Annotated in this window: 2 rRNA genes; both read left to right on the forward strand. The window is 52.8% G+C overall.

The features are described from left to right. Positions 1–446 precede the first annotated feature (446 nt). Positions 447–3257: ribosomal RNA gene (locus FHX16_RS31280) — 23S ribosomal RNA — on the forward strand. Positions 3258–3367: 110 nt separating this feature from the next. Continuing rightward, positions 3368–3482: ribosomal RNA gene (rrf, locus tag FHX16_RS31285) — 5S ribosomal RNA — on the forward strand. The last annotated feature ends 174 nt before the right edge of the window (positions 3483–3656 follow it).

Raw genomic sequence — 3656 nt, forward strand, 5'->3', positions numbered from 1 at the left:
TAAGCTGGATGCCTGTTCTGCATATATCGTGAAGAGAAGATTGATCTGGAGGCTTCCAGGTGTTGGGTTTTACCCTTTTGGGTTTAACTTGGCGTCCGAGCCCAGTTCTGTTGAAACCAAGGATGGCTTAGTCGGCCGGATCTGGTGGAGGGACTGGAGGTAGGAAGGAAGCCTGTCGTCAGGATTGACCATTGTTCGGTGCCTTCGGGTGCTGTCTGATGGCTGGTCTGATTACCGTTGCCTGACCGCGCGGTACCGGATTTAATCTCGAGAAGCTGGTCTTAAGACCTGATGCAAGCGAGCTGCTCGGCGTAGCTCGAATAAAGCAATCAGGTCGAACACGTCGATGGCATTGTTGGATTGACTGGGTTGTAAAAGGTAACCCGGTCTGTTGCCGTTTCCTTAGGGATGCGAGCAGCGAGATGATGAGCATTGGCAATGAGAACGATTAAGTGTCGTAAGGGCATTTGGTGGATGCCTTGGCATGCACAGGCGATGAAGGACGTGATACGCTGCGAAAAGCCGTGGGGAGCTGCGAATAAGCTTTGATCCATGGATCTCCGAATGGGGAAACCCACCTTAAATGCTTGGAAAATCTAAGTTGTGCTTCGGTACGGCTTAGGTTTCCAAGCATTGTGATAAGGTATCTGCACCTGAATAAAATAGGGTGTAAGAAGCGAACGCAGGGAACTGAAACATCTAAGTACCTGCAGGAAAGGACATCAACCGAGACTCCGCAAGTAGTGGCGAGCGAACGCGGACCAGGCCAGTGGCATTGGAAGTTAAAGTGGAACAAGCTGGAAAGCTTGGCCGTAGTGGGTGACAGCCCCGTACGCGTAAACACTTTCAATGTCCTAGAGTAGGGCGGGGCACGTGAAATCCTGTCTGAACATGGGGAGACCACTCTCCAAGCCTAAGTACTCGTGCATGACCGATAGCGAACAAGTACCGTGAGGGAAAGGTGAAAAGCACCCCGACAAGGGGAGTGAAATAGAACCTGAAACCGGATGCCTACAAACAGTCGGAGCCCGCAAGGGTGACGGCGTACCTTTTGTATAATGGGTCAACGACTTAGTGTAACTAGCAAGCTTAAGCCGGTAGGTGTAGGCGAAGCGAAAGCGAGTCTGAATAGGGCGATTTAGTTAGTTGCATTAGACCCGAAACCGAGTGATCTAGCCATGAGCAGGTTGAAGGTTGGGTAACACCAACTGGAGGACCGAACCCGCATCTGTTGCAATAGATTGGGATGACTTGTGGCTAGGGGTGAAAGGCCAATCAAACTCGGAAATAGCTGGTTCTCCGCGAAATCTATTTAGGTAGAGCGTCGACCGAATACCCCCGGGGGTAGAGCACTGGATGGGCTATGGGGACTCACCGTCTTACTGATCCTAACCAAACTCCGAATACCGGGGAGTACTAGTCGGCAGACACACGGCGGGTGCTAACGTCCGTCGTGAAAAGGGCAACAACCCTAACCTCCAGCTAAGGTCCCCAAGTCATGGCTAAGTGGGAAAGGATGTGAGGATCCCAAAACAACCAGGATGTTGGCTTAGAAGCAGCCATCATTTAAAGAAAGCGTAACAGCTCACTGGTCTAAATAAGGGTCTTTGCGCCGAAAATGTAACGGGGCTGAAGCCATGCACCGAAGCTGAGGATTGTAGTAACCTTCGGGTTACCGCAGTGGTAGCGGAGCGTTCCGTAAGCCTGTGAAGGGATACCCGTGAGGGGTCCTGGAGGTATCGGAAGTGCGAATGTTGACATGAGTAACGATAAAGAGGGTGAGAGACCCTCTCGCCGAAAGACCAAGGGTTCCTGCTTAAAGTTAATCTGAGCAGGGTTAGCCGGCCCCTAAGACGAGGCGGACACGCGTAGTCGATGGGAACCACGTTAATATTCGTGGGCCTGGTGGTAGTGACGGATTGCTCAACTTGTAAGGTCTTATTGGATTGATCTTGCAGGGACGCGGTTCCAGGAAATAGCTCCACCGTATAGACCGTACCCGAAACCGACACAGGTGGTCAGGTAGAGTATACCAAGGCGCTTGAGAGAACTATGTTGAAGGAACTCGGCAAATTGCACGCGTAACTTCGGAAGAAGCGTGACCCCTTCGCACGCAAGTGTGGTGGGGTGGCACAGACCAGGGGGTAGCGACTGTTTATCAAAAACACAGGGCTCTGCGAAGTCGCAAGACGACGTATAGGGTCTGACGCCTGCCCGGTGCTGGAAGGTTAAGAGGAGAGGTGCAAGCTTTGAATCGAAGCCCCAGTAAACGGCGGCCGTAACTATAACGGTCCTAAGGTAGCGAAATTCCTTGTCGGGTAAGTTCCGACCTGCACGAATGGCGTAACGACTTCCCCGCTGTCTCCAACATAGACTCAGTGAAATTGAATTCCCCGTGAAGATGCGGGGTTCCTGCGGTCAGACGGAAAGACCCCGTGCACCTTTACTATAGCTTTACACTGGCATTCGTGTCGGCATGTGTAGGATAGGTGGTAGGCTTTGAAGCGGGGACGCCAGTTTCCGTGGAGCCATCCTTGAAATACCACCCTTATCGTCATGGATGTCTAACCGCGGTCCGTTATCCGGATCCGGGACAGTGTATGGTGGGTAGTTTGACTGGGGCGGTCGCCTCCGAAAGAGTAACGGAGGCGCGCGATGGTGGGCTCAGACCGGTCGGAAATCGGTCGTCGAGTGCAATGGCATAAGCCCGCCTGACTGCGAGACTGACAAGTCGAGCAGAGACGAAAGTCGGTCATAGTGATCCGGTGGTCCCGCGTGGAAGGGCCATCGCTCAACGGATAAAAGGTACGCCGGGGATAACAGGCTGATGACCCCCAAGAGTCCATATCGACGGGGTTGTTTGGCACCTCGATGTCGACTCATCGCATCCTGGGGCTGGAGCAGGTCCCAAGGGTATGGCTGTTCGCCATTTAAAGCGGTACGTGAGTTGGGTTCAGAACGTCGTGAGACAGTTCGGTCCCTATCTGCCGTGGGTGTAGGAATATTGACAGGATCTGTCCCTAGTACGAGAGGACCGGGATGGACATATCTCTGGTGGACCTGTTGTCGTGCCAACGGCATAGCAGGGTAGCTACATATGGAATGGATAACCGCTGAAGGCATCTAAGCGGGAAACCAACCTGAAAACGAGTATTCCCTATCAGAGCCGTGGAAGACGACCACGTTGATAGGCCGGGTGTGGAAGCGCAGCAATGTGTGAAGCTTACCGGTACTAATAGCTCGATTGGCTTGATCGTTCTCATTGATCAATGCTCATGACTGTCATCAGACAGAAATGACGCCTAGACGTGTTTAAAAGAAAACAGGCGAATGCCTGCCAGCTTCTCAATTTGTTGCGCTTCGCTGACCTGGTGGTTATGGCGGGGCGGCTGCACCCGTTCCCATTCCGAACACGGCCGTGAAACGCCCCAGCGCCTATGGTACTTCGTCTTAAGACGCGGGAGAGTCGGTCGCTGCCAGGTCTGCCAAGCGCAACAAAAAATCTTCTCTGAACGAAAACGGCCCAGGCCGAAACAAAAGGGCCGCCTAAAGCGGTCCTTTCTGCTATAATCGGCCGACTGAAATTTGAGGGCATTCACCAGACATATAATGGTGCGTCCCTTACAGGAGACAAAACCCATAGGGTTTTGCTCCGG

This window comes from Rhizobium sp. BK661, from assembly GCF_024808825.1.
Lineage (GTDB): Bacteria > Pseudomonadota > Alphaproteobacteria > Rhizobiales > Rhizobiaceae > Rhizobium.